Source organism: Shinella sp. GW821-FHT11G07 (genome assembly GCF_058808115.1).
Map to the genome: position 1 here is coordinate 251,532 of NZ_JBXARJ010000001.1, position 16,324 is coordinate 267,855.

At 64.2% G+C, this 16,324-nt stretch carries 13 protein-coding genes; 8 read left to right on the top strand and 5 right to left on the bottom strand.

Annotation, left to right across the window (positions count from 1 at the left end):
- The first annotated feature begins 38 nt into the window (after positions 1-38).
- The 8 genes from AC1RT2_RS01145 to AC1RT2_RS01180 all read left to right on the top strand — a co-directional run bounded on the left by AC1RT2_RS01145 (position 39) and on the right by AC1RT2_RS01180 (position 9,422).
- Complete coding sequence (locus tag AC1RT2_RS01145) at positions 39-1,130, top strand: acyltransferase family protein (protein ID WP_493099543.1); 1,092 nt, start codon at positions 39-41, stop codon at positions 1,128-1,130.
- Positions 1,131-1,135: 5 nt separating this feature from the next.
- Positions 1,136-1,921, top strand: coding sequence for an endo-1,3-1,4-beta-glycanase ExoK (exoK, locus tag AC1RT2_RS01150; RefSeq protein ID WP_493098685.1), 786 nt, complete (start codon positions 1,136-1,138; stop codon positions 1,919-1,921).
- Between the two features lie 19 nt (positions 1,922-1,940).
- Positions 1,941-3,149 carry a glycosyltransferase family protein gene (locus AC1RT2_RS01155; protein WP_493098687.1) on the top strand — a complete coding sequence of 403 codons (1,209 nt, stop codon included), beginning with the start codon at positions 1,941-1,943 and terminating at the stop codon, positions 3,147-3,149.
- The gene (locus tag AC1RT2_RS01160) at positions 3,139-4,137 is read left to right on the top strand and encodes a glycosyltransferase family 2 protein (protein WP_493098689.1); all 999 of its coding nucleotides are present in this window, start codon (positions 3,139-3,141) and stop codon (positions 4,135-4,137) included. The genes AC1RT2_RS01155 and AC1RT2_RS01160 overlap by 11 nt, the downstream gene beginning before the upstream one ends.
- Positions 4,134-5,054: a glycosyltransferase family 2 protein gene (locus AC1RT2_RS01165; RefSeq protein ID WP_493098691.1), complete on the top strand. Its 921-nt coding sequence runs from the start codon at positions 4,134-4,136 to the stop codon at positions 5,052-5,054. Before AC1RT2_RS01160 ends, AC1RT2_RS01165 begins: the two co-directional genes overlap by 4 nt.
- Positions 5,051-6,070, top strand: a complete 1,020-nt coding sequence (locus tag AC1RT2_RS01170) for a glycosyltransferase family 2 protein (RefSeq protein ID WP_493098693.1) — start codon at positions 5,051-5,053, stop codon at positions 6,068-6,070. Before AC1RT2_RS01165 ends, AC1RT2_RS01170 begins: the two co-directional genes overlap by 4 nt.
- Before the next feature lie 4 nt (positions 6,071-6,074).
- A complete protein-coding gene (locus AC1RT2_RS01175; protein ID WP_069062825.1) occupies positions 6,075-6,980 on the top strand; it encodes a UTP--glucose-1-phosphate uridylyltransferase in 906 nt (301 codons plus the stop codon).
- A gap of 87 nt (positions 6,981-7,067) precedes the next feature.
- On the top strand, positions 7,068-9,422 hold the full coding sequence (locus AC1RT2_RS01180) for a polysaccharide biosynthesis tyrosine autokinase (protein WP_493098695.1): 2,355 nt from the start codon (positions 7,068-7,070) through the stop codon (positions 9,420-9,422).
- Positions 9,423-9,440: 18 nt separating this feature from the next.
- Here AC1RT2_RS01180 and AC1RT2_RS01185 read toward each other — a convergent pair whose 3' ends face one another.
- From AC1RT2_RS01185 to AC1RT2_RS01205, 5 genes are all read right to left on the bottom strand, one after another.
- On the bottom strand, positions 9,441-10,883 hold the full coding sequence (locus AC1RT2_RS01185; RefSeq protein WP_493098697.1) for an amidohydrolase family protein: 1,443 nt from the start codon (positions 10,881-10,883) through the stop codon (positions 9,441-9,443).
- Between the two features lie 22 nt (positions 10,884-10,905).
- Positions 10,906-12,624, bottom strand: a complete 1,719-nt coding sequence (locus AC1RT2_RS01190) for a dipeptide ABC transporter ATP-binding protein (protein ID WP_493098699.1) — start codon at positions 12,622-12,624, stop codon at positions 10,906-10,908.
- Between the two features lies 1 nt (position 12,625).
- Positions 12,626-13,522, bottom strand: coding sequence for an ABC transporter permease (locus AC1RT2_RS01195; RefSeq protein WP_493098701.1), 897 nt, complete (start codon positions 13,520-13,522; stop codon positions 12,626-12,628).
- Entirely contained in the window at positions 13,522-14,487 is a 966-nt protein-coding gene (locus tag AC1RT2_RS01200) for an ABC transporter permease (RefSeq protein ID WP_069062821.1), read from the bottom strand. Before AC1RT2_RS01200 ends, AC1RT2_RS01195 begins: the two co-directional genes overlap by 1 nt.
- Positions 14,488-14,705: 218 nt before the next feature.
- A complete protein-coding gene (locus AC1RT2_RS01205) occupies positions 14,706-16,280 on the bottom strand; it encodes an ABC transporter substrate-binding protein (RefSeq protein WP_493098704.1) in 1,575 nt (524 codons plus the stop codon).
- Positions 16,281-16,324 lie beyond the last annotated feature (44 nt).

Genomic DNA, 16,324 nt, shown 5'->3' on the forward strand with positions numbered 1-16,324 from the left:
TGGATATCGACGCGACCGTTTCAGCGCGCATCAATGTGATGCGCATCGTGCTGATCTCCGGGATCATCTTCGTGCATGTTCCCTATGACCCGGCGACCAGCCCGTATCTCGGCCAGTTCGGCGGGCTCGACTGGATGCGCGTGTTCCTGGCCGACAGCCTCTTCCGGATCGGCGTGCCGTGCCTTAGCGCCATTTCCGGTTATCTGCTGTTCCAGCGCGGCTGGGGGGCGTTCGATTACGCGAAGACACTGCGCACGAAGGCCTCGACGATCCTTCTGCCGTTCCTGTTGTGGAACACGGCCTTCCTTGTCCTCGTCTATGTGGTCCAGTCGCAGGGCATCGGCTTCGGCTACCTGCCCGATGTCGTCAACGCCTCGCCGCGTGATCTGATGAACCTCACGCTCGCCATCGAAACCTGGCCTATCAACATCCCGCTCTATTTCCTGCGCGACCTGCTGCTTTGCCTGCTGCTGTCGCCGTTTATCGCTCTCGCCGTGCTGCGCTACCCGCGCACGGTGCTCGCCTTGATGCTCGCCTATGCGGTGTTGCCGGTACCGAACGGCATCTTCCTCAAGAAGGCAATCCTGTTCGGTTTCAGTTTCGGCGTCTGCGCCGCCCTGCACCGCGTCGACATCAAGCGCCTGGACCGGTTTGCAGCCCCTGTCGTGCTGGCCGTGCTCGCCATGGCCGTCCTGTTGTCGCTGGCGCTCTATGCCTATGGCCCGGAGTTCCCGGTCTGGCTCGATGCGGCGCGCAGTCTCGCGGCGATCGCCGGCATCTTCGGCGCCTGGGCGCTGTCGGCGCTGCTCATTCGAACCAGCACGGGTCAGGCCCTGTCGCGGCTCGGCGGGCTCAGCTTCTGGATCTTCTGTGCCCACTATCCGCTGCTCATCCTGTTCTGGATGGTGTGGAACCGCCTCGGCATTCCCGATTATCCGCTGTTTTACGCGGCAAGCCCCGTGCTGGCGCTCGCCATCCTCGTTTCGACGCATGCGGCGGCACGGCGCTTTCTGCCCTCGCTGCACGCCATCCTCACCGGCCGCCGTCTCGGCGGCCAGAAACGGCAATCGGCCGAACGATCCCAACATGCACCGATGAAGCCCTCAGACACCCTCGCTCAAAGGAGGTGACGACAATGACGTCTCCCTCGAAAACGATCCTGTGGACCACCGCAATTCTTGCCGCGATGGCCACAGTCAGTCCCCTCGCCGCTCAGGAGGATGCAGACGGCACCTCCTTCGTCGAAGAGTTCGACCGGCTCGACAAGAAGCTCTGGTACATCTCCGATGGCTGGAACAACGGCGCCCATCAAAACTGCACCTGGTCGGCCAAGCAGGTCGCGGTGCATGACGGCAAGCTGGAACTCGCCTTCGATGCCGCGTCAGGCGGTGAGCGCCAATATGTCTGCGGTGAGGTGCAGACACGTAAGCGCTACGGCTACGGCACCTATGAAGTGCGCATGAAGTCGGCGACTGGCCCCGGGCTCAACTCGGCCTTCTTCACCTATATCGGCCCCACCGACAAGAAACCGCATGACGAGATCGATTTCGAAGTTCTCGGCAAGGATACGTCACGCGTCCAGGTCAACCAGTACATCGCGGCCAAGGGCGGCAATGAAAAGCTGGTCGACGTGCCTGGCGGTGCCGACAGCGGTTTCAACGACTATGCCTTCGTCTGGGAAAAGGATCGCCTTCGCTACTACCTCAATGGCGCGCTGGTGCACGAGGTGACGGATCCGCAAAAACTCCCCACCAACGCCCAGAAGATTTTCCTCTCGCTTTGGGGCACCGACACGCTCTCCGACTGGATGGGGCGATTCGCCTTTGCCGGGCCGACAAAGCTTGAGGTCGAGCGCATTGCGTTCACCGCCGAAGGCGAAGCCTGCCAATTCGACGGCTCCGTCGCCTGCCTCATGAATTGAACCCGATCGGATCTGCCTGATGCTCCGTGTCCTGTATCTCGTCCATGACCTATCCGATCCGGCGGTGCGCCGGCGGGTGATGATGCTGCGCGCCGGTGGTGCCGAAATCACACTTGCCGGTTTCCGGCGCGGCGAAAACCGGCTTGCCGATATCGAGGGGATCGTCCCGCTGGAACTTGGCGCAACCGAGGACGCCCGCTTTGCCCGACGCCTTCTTGCGGTGATCGGCGCGGCGGCGACGCTGGAGAGCCGGCTGCACACTGTCGCTCGACCCGACGTCATCATCGCGCGCAATCTCGAAATGCTGGCGCTTGCCAACAAGGCGGCGGCATATTTCGGCGGGGCGGTTCCGATCGTCTACGAATGCCTCGACGTCCATCGCCTGCTCCTACGCAAGGATCTGATCGGCCGTGCCTTGCGCGCGACGGAAAGCCGTTTCGGCCGAAATGCCAGCCTGCTTGTCACCAGTTCGCCGGCCTTTGTCGAACACTACTTCAAGCCACTCTCCGGCATTCGCGCACCTCTGCATCTGCTGGAGAACCAGGTCCTGGAGCTGGATGTCAACGTGGCCGAACTGCCGGCGCGGACGAAGTCGGAGAACGAGCCCTGGCGTATCGGCTGGTTCGGGGCGATCCGCTGCCGCAAATCCCTGGCACTGCTGTCGGATTTCACCCGGCGCATGGACGGGCGCTTCGAGGTCCTGTTGCGCGGCCGGCCGGCGCGCTCCGAATTCGAGGATTTCGATGGCCTGGTGGCACGCGAACCCTTCATCCGCTTCGAGGGGCCTTACCGCAACCCGGAGGATCTTGCCGCGATCTATGCGGGGGTGGATTTCTCCTGGGCGATCGATTTCTTCGAGGAAGGCCAGAATTCCGCCTGGCTCCTGCCCAACCGGCTCTATGAAGGCTGCCGGCATGGCGCCCTTCCAATCGTTCTTGCGGGCACGGAAACCGCGCGGCTTGCCGTTCAGCGCGGGGTCGGCATTTCGCTTGCCGACGCGCGGCCCGAAACGCTGATCGAGCAGTTCGCTGCCTATGACGGCAAGGCTTACCGCGAACTCCACGCCAATCTCGTTGAGCTCGGGCCGCGGCCATGGATCATCGACCGTGCGGATTGCACGGCGTTTGTCCAGCGCCTCGCCGCAGTTCGGCAACCGGGCGCTCTGCCGGCGGTGCCGCACCCTCTCCCTTCCCTCGTCGCAACCAAGGTGGATGTCCATGACCGTTGACGCTGTAAAATCCGTGCGTTGCCTGATCGTGATTCCGTGCCTCAACGAGGCATCCTATCTCGAGCCGCTGATCCAGCAGCTCGAGCCAACGCTGAAGGAACTCACGGCCACGCTTGTGGTCGTGGATGGCGGCAGCACGGATGGAACGCGCGACATCGCCAAGCGCCTCGCGCAAAGCCTGCCGAACCTGCACGTGCTCGACAATCCGAGGCGCATCCAGGCCGCTGCCATCAACCTCGCCGTCGAAACCTTCGGCCTGGAGCACGACTATCTGATCCGCATCGACGCTCACGGCACCTATCCGCACGACTATTGCCGCGTGCTGGTCGAGGAGGCACTGGCGACCGAGGCTGATTCCGTCGTGGTCGCCATGCAGACCGTTGGTTTCGGCCTGTTCCAGAAGGCCACCGCCGTCGCACAGAATTCCGTGCTCGGCAATGGCGGCGCCAAACATCGCGCCGGGGCAGAAAGCCACTGGGTGGATCATGGCCACCACGCGCTGATGCGCATTTCGGCCTTTCGCGCGGTCGGCGGCTATGACGAGAATTTCAACGCCAACGAAGACGCCGAATGCGACTACCGCCTCAACAAGGCCGGCTACCGCATCTGGATGACGGCGCGAACGAGCATGATCTACTATCCCCGCGGCAGCGCGCCGCTGCTGTTCAAGCAGTATTTCCGCTATGGCCGCGGGAGGGCCCGCAATTTCCTGAAACACCGCTCGCGCCCGAGCCTCCGGCAGATGATTCCGCTGATGGTTGCCCCCGTCGCCGTCGGCGCCTTTCTGGCGGCCATCACCTGGATTGCGGCAGTGCCGTTCGTGCTGTGGGCGGCGGCCTGCCTTAGCTACGGCGCCTGGATGGCACTGGGGCAACGCAATCCCTATGGCCCGCTCGCCGCCGTCTCCGCGATGATCATGCATTTTGCCTGGTCGGCCGGTTTCTGGCGCGAGGTGCTGGATCTCCGACAGCGGAGGGTGGTGGCATGACCCCGCTTCGCGCCGACATCGCCGTCTGCACCTTCCGTCGCGAGGCACTTGACGACACCCTGGCATCGCTCGCCCGGCTGATCGTGCCCGAGGGTGTGCATTTGCGGATCATCGTTGCCGACAACGATGCCGAGCCCAGCGCCCGCGAGCGCGTGGACGCCGCCCAGACGGCGATGCCGGTGGAGCTGGTGTATGTGCATTGCCCGGCCGGTAACATCTCCATCGCTCGCAACGCCTGCCTGGATGCGGCGGATGCCGATTTCCTCGCCTTCGTCGATGACGACGAGACGGTGGAGCCCCTCTGGCTCGACCGCCTGCTTGCCGAAGCGGCGACAAGCGGTGCCGATGTCGTTCTCGGTCCTGTCCAGGCGGTCTATGCACCGGAGGCACCCGGCTGGATGCGGCACGGCGACTTCCATTCCACCCATCCGGTCTGGGTAAAGGGCGAAATCCGCACCGGCTATACCTGCAACGTCCTGATGCGCCTCGCGGCCCCATCCCTCGCGGGCCGGCGCTTTGATCTCGCACTCGGGCGAAGCGGCGGCGAAGACACGGCTTTCTTCGATCAGGTACATGCCGCCGGCGGGCGCATCGCCTTTGCCAGGGACGCCTGGGTGCGCGAACCCGTGCCGGCTTCCCGCGCGCGCTTTTCCTGGTTGGCGCAACGGCGTCTGCGCATGGGCCAGACGCATGGCCGGATCCTGGCCGAACGACATGAAGGCGCTGCCCGCTGGGCGGCTGCGGCGCTCGCAACGGCCAAATGCACCGCCTGCTTTGCCGCAGCGCTGGCGCTCGCTTTGCTGCCGGTACGACGCAATCGCTTTCTCCTGCGCGGCCTCCTTCATGCCGGTGCCATAGCCGGCCTGTTCGGCGCCCGCACCATCGAACCCTATGGAAAGTTGGAGGCAGCCCGATGAGCGACGCGCCTCAGCCCGATGTCAGCGTGGTGATCGCTGCTTACAACGCCGCCGACACGATCCAGCGCGCGATCCTCAGTGCCGCGGCCCAGCACGATGTGACGGTGGAAATCATTGTCGTCGACGATCGCTCGACGGACGAGACCCGCCACATCGTTTCCTCCATCAGCGCGGCCAATGTGCAGCTCGTCGCGCTCAAGCATAATCGCGGACCGGGCGGGGCGCGCAATGCCGGCTTTGCAGTCGCCCGCGGCCGCTGGATCGCCGTGCTCGATTCCGACGATACGATGCGACCCGAGCGCCTGCGCCGCCTGATCGACATCGCGGAGCGCCAGGACGCGGCTGTGGCCGTCGACAATCTCGACGTGCTGCATCTCGATGGTCGTGTGGAGCGGATGTTCCCGCATGACCTGCTGGCCCGCACACCCGTGCTGACCCTCTCGAACTTCATCGACGCCAACCGGATTTTCCGTAGCACGCACAATTTCGGCTATATGAAACCCGTCTTCCGCCGGGCCTTTCTCGAAGGCAACACTCTCTCCTTCGACGAGGATCTGAGGATCGGCGAGGACTACCTGCTGCTTGCCTCCGCGCTTGCTAGCGACGGCACATGCGTCGTGGTGCCGGAAGCGGGCTACAGCTACCATATTCGCGAAGCCTCGATTTCGCGCGTGCTCCACCTCCACCATGTGGAAGCGATGCTGGCGGGCGATCGGCGTTTCCTCGCGCGGTTTGCGCTGAAGGGCGACGACGACGCCGCACAACGTCGGCGCACACGCAACCTCGAAGAGACACGCTCCTTCCTGGCCCTCATCCAGCATCTCAAGAATCGTTCGTTCGGGCCTGCCCTCAGGGTGGCGCTCGGCGATCCCGTCGCGCTCCGGCATCTCAGGATGCCGCTCGCCGCCCGATGGCGCCGCCTGATGGCCGCGTCGTCCCATCGCAAAACGGCCGCGCCCCGCGCGGCTCCCTCCCCATCGACAGCGCAAGATCTGCCGCTCAAGAACAAAGGATAATGCCATGGAGCGAACCAAGACTGTCCGCAAGGCCGTCATTCCCGTCGCCGGAAACGGCACACGCTTCCTGCCGGCCACCAAGGCCATGCCGAAGGAAATGCTGACCATCGTCGACCGTCCGGTCGTGCAATACGCCCTCGATGAGGCGCGTGAGGCCGGCATCGAGCACGTGGTCTTCGTCACCAGCCGCAACAAGCAGGTCATCGAGGACCATTTCGACGACACGCCGGAGCTGATCTCCTCGCTGGAGAAATCCGGTAAGGACGACAAGGTCAGCGAACTCGGCCGGCTTCTGCCGACCGCCGGTTCGGTGAGCTTCACCCGCCAGCAGGCACCGCTTGGCCTCGGCCATGCCGTCTGGTGCGCGCGCGACGTGATCGGCGACGAGCCCTTTGCGCTCCTACTGCCCGACATGATTTCCTTCGGCCCGCGCGGCTGCCTTGCCGGCCTCATGGACCTCTACGAGGAAGTCGGCGGCAATGTCGTCGGCGTCGAACAATGCGCCCCGGAGGACGCTTCCCAATATGGCATCGTCGGCAAGGGGAAGGCCGTGCGCCATGGTTTTGCCGTCACCCACATGGTGGAAAAGCCGAAGGCAGGCGACGCGCCGTCCAACTTCTTCCTCAACGGCCGTTACATCCTGCAGCCGGAAGTCTTCGGTCATCTCGCCCATCAGAAGCGAGGCGCCGGCAACGAGATTCAGCTCACCGACAGCATGCTGAAACTCTCCGAAGCGCAGGACTTCCACGCCCATGTCTACGAGGGACGAACCTATGACTGCGGCTCGAAGCACGGCTTCATCGAGGCCAATGTCGCCTTCGCGCTTGCCCGCCCGGACATCGGCGCTGCCGTCTACGAATCCCTTCGCGACATGGTGATGTCGCACGAGAGCCGGATTCGCGCGGCATAATTCCTGGTCCCGGGCCGGTGCGGCCCGGGACCACCGCCTGCGGGAGGACGAAAGCCCCCACCGAGCCGAAAGGCAGAACGGAGCCACATGCATCAACGCACCGTACCGCACAGCCGCGTTTTCCGCGGAGAACCGGACCCGTCCGATTCCTTCATCGACCTCAACCGCCTGCTCACGATCCTCGTGCGCCATACGCGGCTGATTGCGATGACGGTCGTCCTCGCGGTCGCGCTGGGCGTTTCCTACCTTGTCTTCGCGACGCCGATTTACACATCGATGACGCAGGTGCTGCTCGACGAGAACCTGTCGCGTTATGCCGAGGAGACCGAGCCGTCGGCGCAGAGCAGCCAGCAGGCGGACATGCGCATATCGAGCGCCGTCGAAATCCTGAAATCGGGCCGCATGGCGCTGCGCGTGGTGGATGATCTGAAACTCGGGGACAACGAAATCATCCTCAACCCGCCACAATCCCCTGTGGCGATCGCCAAGGGCTGGATGAAGTCGCTGACCTCGTTTGCTTCCACCGGCCCCGGGCCGTCGGAGGCCGACCTGCTGAACGGCCGGCGCCAGAAGGCGGCGGCGATCCTGCAGCAGTCGCTGAATGTCGAGCGTGTCGCGCGCAGCTCCGTCGTCGCGGTTTCCTTCCGCTCGTCCGATCCGCAGCTCGCCGCGGCGATCACCAAGAAATATGCCGACGCCTATCTCGAAGATCAGCTCAACGCCAATTTCGACGCGACGGAACAGGCGACGATCTGGTTGCAGGAGCGCCTGACCGATCTCCAGGGCCGTGCCCAGTCTGCCGCGCTCGAAGTGGAGCGCTACAAGAACGAGAACGGACTGACCTCCGCCCGCGGAGAGTTGATGTCGGAGCAGCAGCTTTCCGACTTGAACAGCCAGCTTATCGTCGCGCAGGCCGATACTGCCAGCGCCTCGGCGCGCTACGACCAGTTCAAGGCGATCATTGAGCAAGGCGCGGAAAAGGCCGTCGACAATGCGACGATCCCGACACGCCAGACAGACAATTCACTGATCCAGGATCTGCGCAGCCGCTACATTTCCGTCGTCAAGCGCGAGCAGGAAATCACCCAGAATTTTGGTGCGGACCACCCGCAGGCCGTGGCACTCCGCACCGACAAGGAAGACCTCACCCGGCAGATCTACCAGGAGCTCCAGCAACTGACGGCAAGCTACCGCAACGAATACGAGGTCGCCCGCTCCCGGGAGGATTCCTTGCGTGAGAGCATTGAAAAGGTCGCCGGCAACAATGCCGTGGCCAACCGCTCGCTGGTACACCTGCGCGAGCTGGAGCAGAAGGCGACGGCGCTGAAGGTGCTGTCGGAATCCTATCTCAGCCGCTACGAACAGGCCTCGCAGCAGCAATCCTTCCCGATCGCCAAGGCGCGCGTGATTTCCGATGCCGGTGTCCCGGTCTCGCCGTCGAGCCCCAGCAAGACGATGGTCATCGGCCTGTCGCTGGTACTCGGCCTGATGGCGGGCGCGGCGCTCACCTTCGTGCAGGAAATGCGCGAACGCTACTTCCGCATCGAGGGCGATGTGCGCACCGTGCTCGGCTTGAAGCCGCTCGGCTACCTGCCGCTGGCCGGCGGGCAGAAGAAGCGCAAACCGGCGATGATCGGCGCGAAGGCGATGAAGGCGGAACCGACCAAACCCGACGAGGAGGACGTCATTCCGCTCGAGCGCATGACGCGTATCGTGCTGGATGCGCCGCGTTCGGCCTTCGCCGAGACGCTACGCAATGCCAAGCTTGCCAGCGACGTGATGCTGCAAGGCCAGGAAAGCCGGGTGATCGGCGTCGTGTCGTCGCTGCCCGGTGAGGGTAAATCCACTGTTGCGACCAATTTCGCCGCCCTGCTCGCCGCCAGCGGCAAGCGTACGCTGCTGATCGACGCGGACCTGCGCAAACCAAGCCTCAGCGCCATGCTGAAGCCGACGCCCGAGGTGGGCCTTGTCGAGGCGATTCTCGGGGATATTCCCTGGAACCAGGCGATCAAGATCGACCGCCAGACCAAGCTCGCCGTGCTGCCGATCGCGCTCCGCTCCGGCAGCGGCGCGCTGCACCATACCAATGAGCTGGTCTCCTCCCCCGGCATGAAACGGCTCATCGCCGAGGTTCGCAAGGCCTTCGACTATGTGATCGTCGACCTCGCGCCGCTCGGCCCGGTGGTCGATGCCAAGGCCTTCGAACCGCTTGCCGACGGCTTCGTCTTCGTCGTGGAATGGGGCAAGACCCCTTCGGCCCTGGTGCGTGACCTGCTCAACGCGGAAAACCGCATCGAGGCGAAGGTGCTGGGTGTCATCCTCAACAAGACCGATATGGCAGCGCTTCCCCGCTACAGCGACTTCGGGGCGGCCGAAAAGTACCGGCAGCTCTACGACCAGTACTATACGGAGTCGCTGCAGGATGCCCCGCGCCAGGTTTGATGCGGGGCAGCGACGGGATTATTCGATCAGGTCCAGATCGCGGCTGTGGCCCCAGAACATGCGCGGCGTCTCCAGCGCGTAACGCAGGCCCAGTCGGTCGATCATCTTGTCCGCCTCGCGCTGCGCGGCGTCGAGCACGGCGTCCTGATCGACATGGACCGGCTGCCGATCCCGCAGCAGGACCTTGCCACCGACAAGCACGGTGTGCACGTCGTTGCCATTGGCGAAATAGGTGACGCGGAATTCCGGCATGTGGGCCGGGTAGAGATGTGGGCGGCGCAGGTCGACGAGGATGATGTCGGCCTTCTTGCCCGGCTCCAGCGAGCCGATCTCCGCTTCGAGGCCGAGCACGCGGGCGGCGTCGATGGTGCACATTTCCAGTGCCTTGCCCGGCGGCAGCCAGCTCGGATCGTGGAAATGGGTGCGATGGTAGTGCATGCATTGCTGCATATGGCGGAACATGTCAGCCGAGCGATCCGGCGCCGTGGCGTCCGAGCCGATGACGACGGTGACGCCGGCATCCAGCAGTTCCGTGACCGGGCAGCGCGCCAGAATGGCGGCGACGGCGCTTGGATTGTGCACGATGGTGGTGCCGGTCTCGGCGCAGATCGCGATCTCTTCTTCGTCCAGCCCCGTGGCATGCGACAGCAGGGTGCGCGGGCCGAGAATGCCGACCTCGTGGGCGATGCGAACGCTGCCCTTGGTGTGGCCATCCTGCGTGAAGACGAGGCCGCGTTCCTCGGCAAACTGCTTGACCGCGCGCGACTGGGCGACGGCCTCTTCTGCACCGGCGGTTTCATGATATCCCCGGTGCAGCGTCGGCGTGAGCAGGGCAACGTGGAGCTGGCCGTCATGACTGCCATGCCAGCGATCGATGAGCGTCTTGCAGGTGGCAAACTGCTGCTCGAAGGAAACGGGATAATCGGTGCGCTTCTCACCGTCCCAGCGGGCATAGGTCAGCGGATGCGGCGGGCGCGTGGTGCCGACGGCCACCACCGAGCGTGTGCCGATGCCAAGCACGCCTTCCATATGGGCGTCACCATAGACGGGCTCGTCGGTGCGCATGACGGAATCGCCGCCGCCGAGCAGCGAGACACCGGTGGTGACGCCGAAACGCAGGCGCTCCAGCGCGGCAAGCTGCGCCTCCGCAAACCAGAACTCCGGCGTCGAGCCGACCGTATAGGCACCACGGCAGGCCTGGTACCACGGATCGCTCTTGCCGCCGCCGAGCGTCTTGATCAGGCCGTGACCGGCATGGGCATGGGCGTCGACGAAGCCCGGCATGATCGCCATGCCGCGCGCATCGATGACCTCGCGGGCCGGATGGGCAGCCTCCACGTCCGCCGTTGGACCGACGGCGACGATGCGGTCGCCGGTGATGGCGACCGCCCCATCGGCGATGATCCGACGCTCCGGATCGATGGCGATGACGGTGCCGTTCTTGATGAGGATATCGGCCATGGCGGGTCTCCGGTCTGTCAGGTCACTCCGCGGCAGCCTGCCGCGACAGGATACGGTCCAGCGAGGGTGCGAGGCGCAGCAGTTCCCTGGTGTAGTCGTGCTTCGGCGCGGTGAACAGCGCCTCGGTCTCGGCCAGTTCGACGATCTCGCCGGACTTCATCACCGCGATGCGATCGCACATCTGGCGGATCACCGCGAGATCATGGCTGATGAACAGCATGGAGAGGCCGGCAAGGTCGCGCAGATCCTTCAGCAGGTTGAGAAGCTGCGCCTGCACTGAAACGTCGAGCGCCGACGTCGGTTCGTCGCAGATCAGCAGCGACGGACGCGGCCCCAGGGCGCGGGCAATGGCGATGCGCTGGCGCTGGCCACCGGAGAAGGCGTGCGAGAAACGCGAACCCGCATCCGCGGGGAGGCCAACCGCCTCCAGCAACGTCTTCGCATCCTGCCGGGCCTCTTCGGCATTGGAGGCAAGCTTGTAGAACAGGATCGGCTCGGCGATGGCGGCATTGATGCGCAGGCGCGGGTTGAGTGCGGAATACGGATCCTGGAACACCATCTGCAAGGATTTCCGCACCGACTTTTCGCGCTTGGCTCCGAGCGCCGTGCCCTGGAAGTTGATGGTGCCGGAGCTCTGGGTGACGAGGCCGGCGATGGTGTTCGCGACGGTGGTCTTGCCGCAGCCGGATTCGCCGACGAGACCGAAGATTTCGCCGCGACGGACGTCGAAGGAGACGCCCTTCACCGCCTTGAAGACCGAGGCCTTGCGGCCCGGGATCAACGAGCGCGCGCCATATTCGACGCAAAGGTCGGTGACGGAGAGCACCACGTCGTCGCGGCTTCCGGTTTCGGCCGTCGTGCTGTTACGACGCACGCTCGCGCGGGCATCGAGCGTCACCTGCGTTTCCTCGCTCGGCACCGGCAGACGGTCGAGACGGGTTTCGATCGGCGGCACGGCGGCGATCAGCGTGCGGGCATAGGCGGCCTTCGGCGCCGTCAGCACCTCGCGGGCCAGCCCGCTTTCCACCACAGCACCGTTCTGCATGATGGTAACGCGATCTGCGATTTCGGCGACGACGCCCATATTGTGGGTGACGAGCAGCACGCCGACGCCACGCTGATCAGCAAGGTCGCGAATGAGCTTGAGAATCTGCGCCTGCACGGAGACGTCGAGCGCCGTCGTCGGCTCGTCGGCAACGATAAGCTGCGGGCCGCAGGCGAGCGCCGTGGCGATGACGACGCGCTGGCGCTGGCCGCCGGAAAGCTGGTGCGGATAGCTGCCGAGCCGACGTTCGGGCTCGGGAATGCCGACAGCCTTCATCAATTCCAGCGCGCGGGCCTTCGCCTGCTTCTGGGAGAGTTTAAGATGGGCGAGCATGCCCTCGCAAAGCTGGCTTTCTATCGTGAACAGCGGATTGAGGCTGGTCATCGGATCCTGGAAAATCGCGCCGACATCGCGGCCGGGCACGATGCCTTCGGTGCGGCCGGTGCGCAGATCGATCGGCTTGCCAGCGATCTCGATGGAGCCGGAGACGATTTTCCCCGGCGCCTGCAACAGGCCCATCAGCGCGTTGCCGACGGTGGTTTTCCCCGCGCCGGATTCGCCGACGAGGGCGTGGATCTCGCCGGGGCGGATCAGGAGGTCGATGTCCTTGACGGCGACGAGCGTGTCGCCGTTGGCCAGCGGATACTCGACGCGCAGCTTGCGGATGTCGAGGACGGGAGTGTTAGCGTCTGTCATCTCAGCGGGCCATCAGTTTCGGGTTGAAGCGGTCGCGCAGATAGTCGCCGATCACGTTGACGGCCAGCACGAGGATGACCAGGACGGCCGCCGGCATCACGGCGATCCACCAGAGACCGGAAAACAGGAACTGGTTGCCGATGCGGATCAGCGTGCCGAGCGAGGGATAGGTCGGCGGCATGCCGGCACCGAGAAAGGAGAGCGTCGCCTCCGTCAGGATCGCGCCGGCGAGGTTGATGGTGGCGATGACCATCACCGAACTCATAACATTCGGCAGGATGTGTCGGCCCATGATGCGGCCCGGCGGCAGGCCGATGACCTTGGCGGCACGCACATAGTCACGCGCGACTTCCACCATGGTCGAGGCGCGCACCGTGCGGGCGTACTGCACCCACTCGTTGACGGCGATGGAGAAGATCAGCACGAGCGGCGCCCAGGTGAGCATCGTGTCCGCACTGAGCTGGGCGCGGGCGATGCCGCTGATCAGCAGTGCTACGAGGATGGTCGGGAAGCTGACGAGCACGTCGGCGATGCGCATGACGATGCCATCGACAATGCCGCCGAAGAAGCCTGCGACAAGCCCCAGCACAACGCCGAGCGTCGCGGCGAAGAGCACGGCGCCGAGGCCGATCACGACGGAAATTCTGAGCCCGAACAGGATGACCGAAAGGAGGTCGCGGCCCTGGTTGTCCGTGCCGAGCAGAAAACGCGGATCGCCGCCGTCTATGAAGGAGGGTGGAATTTCCATGTCGATCAGCGAATAGGAGGAAACGTCGCGCGGGTCCACTGGTGCGATCAGCGGGGCGAAAACGACGAGGATCAGCATGATGAAGACCACCAGGCCGGCGATCATCACGGAAACCGGCGGGAGCCGGCGCATCAAGGATTGCGTGGCCATTATCGTGTCCTCAGGCGGGGATCGATGAAGGTATAGAGAATGTCGACGACCATGTTGATCATGACAAAGAGGAAGCCGACGAAGAGCAGGTAGGCGGCGAGCACCGGCACGTCGGGATAGCCGACGGCATTGGTGAAGAGCAGGCCCATGCCCGGCCACTGGAACACCGTTTCCGTGACGATAGCAAAGGCGATGAGCTGGCCGATCTGCAGGCCCGTCACGGTGACCACCGGCATCAGCGCATTGCGCAGTGCCAGTCGCCCGTAGATGTAGGTGCGCGGCAGGCCGCGAGCGAAGGCGAAGCGGATATAGTCCGACGACAGGACGTCGATCATCTCGGAGCGTACCAGCCGCATGATCAGCGTCAGCTGGAACAGCGCCAGTGTGATCGACGGGAGGATCAGCGATTTCAGCCCTGAAAGGGTGAGGAAGCCGGTCTGCCAGAAGCCGAGATCGACAAGATCACCGCGCCCGGACGACGGCAGCCAGCGCAGGTTCACTGCAAAGACGAGGATCAAGAGCAGGCCGGTGACGAAGGTGGGCATGGAAATGCCGATCAGCGTCGTTGCCTGGGTAAGCCGCGAAAGAAAGGAATTCGGCTTCAGCGCGCAGAGCACACCGAGCGGAATGCCGATCGCGAGCGCCAGGAACGTCGCGACGATCACCAGTTCCAGCGTGGCGGGAAGCCGGCTCATCAGAAGGCTCACCACCGGCTGCTGGTAGCGGAAGCTCGTGCCGAGATTGCCCGTCAGCACCTGGCCGACGAAATCGAAAAACTGCGTCACGATCGGCTTGTCGAGGCCGAGCGCCAGGCGCAGCGCGTCTTTTTCCGCCTGGGTAGCACCCTCGCGCACCATCGAGGAGATGGGATCGCCCACGAAACGGAACATGATGAAGGCAATGGCCGTCACGGCAAGCATGACGAGGGCGGCCTGGAGGAGCCTTACCGAAAGAAGTCTGAGCATCGGAATAGTCCTTGGGAGGGAGCGCTCAAGCCCCGCGAGCAGTTCCGGCAAGCGCCTGAAAGCGGCTCTGCGGTCGGAACTGCATCAAAACAATGCGTTGAAGCGTAGCGGGAACCGGCCGTTTCGCTCCATCTTCGGCCTGCGGAGACACCGGCGGTTCTTGCGAGACGATCCCGGCCTGCTTGCGCCTGCCGGGATCGTGTCCTGGGAGAAACCCGTTACTTCTTGACCTGCGCGAACCACGGGCGAACGTATTCGTCCGGGAACTGCGGGATATCGACCTTGTTGCTCATCGCCCAGGCAACCGGCTGCTGGTGCAGCGGAATGAACAGCGCCTCGTCATGGGTGATGCGGAAGGCTTCCTTCAGCATGTCGATGCGCTTGGTCTCGTCGAGCTCGACCGAAGCCGAGCGGGTGAGCGCATCGATTCGTGGGTCGGACAGGCCATTCGGGTTCGAGCCGCCATAGGTGCCATCATTGGTGGCAAGCAGTGCCTGGAGCACGCTGTAGCCATCCATCGCCGGAAGCGAGGCCCAGCCGAGCATGTAGACGTCGAGTTCGCCATTATCCATGCGCGGGAAATAGGTCGTCTTGCTTTCGACGCTGAGATCGACCTGCACGCCGATTTTCGCCCACATGGAGGAGATCGCCAGGCAGATCTGCTCGTCAGCGATATAGCGGTCGTTCGAGCAGGAAAGGCCGGTCTTGAAACCATCCGGGTAGCCGGCTTCGACAAGCAGCGCCTTCGCCTTGTCGACGTCGTATTCCGGAGCCACGTCGATGGCGTCATCATGGCCGGTAACGGCGGGGGCGACCAGCATGTAGGCAACACGCGACTTGCCACGCATCAGCCGCTTCTGGATCGTGTTGAGGTCGATGGCCTGCCAGAGCGCCTGGCGCACCTTGACGTTGAGCATCGGGTTCGCCACGCCGGGCGCCGCATGCAATTCCTTGTTGAAGTTCAGCGCAAGCATGATGGTGCGCAGCGACGGGTTTTCGACGACCTTCAGCCCCTCGGTGGAGGCGATGCGATCGACGTCCTGAAGCGGAACCGGAACGACCATGTCGACTTCGCCGGACAACAACGCCGCGATGCGGGTGGCGTCGGAGGCGATCGGACGGAATTCGATTTCCGTCAGGTTATGCTGCGGCTTGTCCCACCAGTCCTTGTTCACCTCGAAGATCGAGCGCGAATCGGGCTCGTAGCTCTTCAGCTTGAAGGCACCGGTGCCGTTGGCGTGGCTGCTGGCATAGGTCACGACGCCGGTGGCGGTGTTGCCCGGCTTCAGCGCATCATGCTCTTCCATCCACGGCTTGCTCATGATGTAGATGGCGGCAAGGTCGTTGAGGAGCAGCGGATAGGGACCGCGCAGGATGAGGTCGACCGTGTGGTCGTCCACCTTCTCGACGCCGGTAACGGCGGAGAGGTTTTCGCGGTTGCGCGAACCCGGGTCGATCTGGCGTTGGATCGTCGCCACCACGTCGTCGGCATTGAAGGCCTGGCCTTCGTGGAACTTCACGCCCTCACGCAGCTTGAAGCGCCAGCGCGTCGGCTCGATGACTTCCCAGGACGTGGCAAGCGCCGGCTCCAGCTTCAGTTCCTTGTTGCGGCGAACCAGCGGATCAAACACGACGTGTTGGACGCTCTGGGTGAAACTGTCGACCTGCGCATTCGGGTCGTAGGAGATGACGTCGCCGGATGCTGCCCAGCGCAGCGTTTCGGCAAAAGCGGGCGCGGAAAGCGGCGCCAGCATGGCAAGCCCCGCCAAAAGGGTCTTCACAGTGGTCTTCACGAAGAATTCTCCCGGGTAGGTATGCATGTTCCCAAAAATTGCAT